Here is a 545-nt window from a genome sequence, read left to right on the forward strand (position 1 = left end):
TGGATGGCACACCGACAAGCTGGACCTTCTCTGCCACGCAATCGGATTTCGTCTGGGATACCAATTACGCCAGAATCTCGCTGATGGGCTGGCCCGATGCGGCACCCGAGTGGTTCGCCATGATCAGCATCGGGTTCGGACTGCAACAGGGCAGACCAGAGAACCCGGAAGTGCTTTTGATGCCGCGCGGCGATGGACCGGCCCTGTTTGGCCAGGACATCGAAATCACGCTGACAGAAGTCGGGATCGAGGGCCAAGCGCTCCGCCTCTCGGGCAGCCTGTCCGGCGTTCTGGGCCAGACCACTGACTATGGCTCAAGCGTGGAAATGACTGCGCCACGCCAGATCGACCTGACATTCGACGGCGTCATCGCCGCCCCGTGATCTGCCCAATTGACAGGAGTATTCCATGAAAAATCACACATTCGCTGCCCTGTTGGTGCTGCTTGCAGGCCCCGTGTCGGCGCAGGAATTTGAGCCAATCGGAGAAATCCGCGTCACTTTCCAGGGCGAGGAACTGGTGTTCGAGACGCAGGCCACCGAAAT

1 protein-coding gene is annotated in these 545 nt (G+C 59.6%); it reads left to right on the forward strand.

What is annotated here, in order from left to right:
• The coding region (locus H0485_RS21365; protein WP_226937881.1) for a hypothetical protein at nucleotides 1-383 on the forward strand (383 nt) is incomplete at its 5' end.
• Nucleotides 384-545 lie beyond the last annotated feature (162 nt).

Source organism: Pseudogemmobacter faecipullorum (genome assembly GCF_020539525.1).
Lineage (GTDB): Bacteria > Pseudomonadota > Alphaproteobacteria > Rhodobacterales > Rhodobacteraceae > Pseudogemmobacter > Pseudogemmobacter faecipullorum.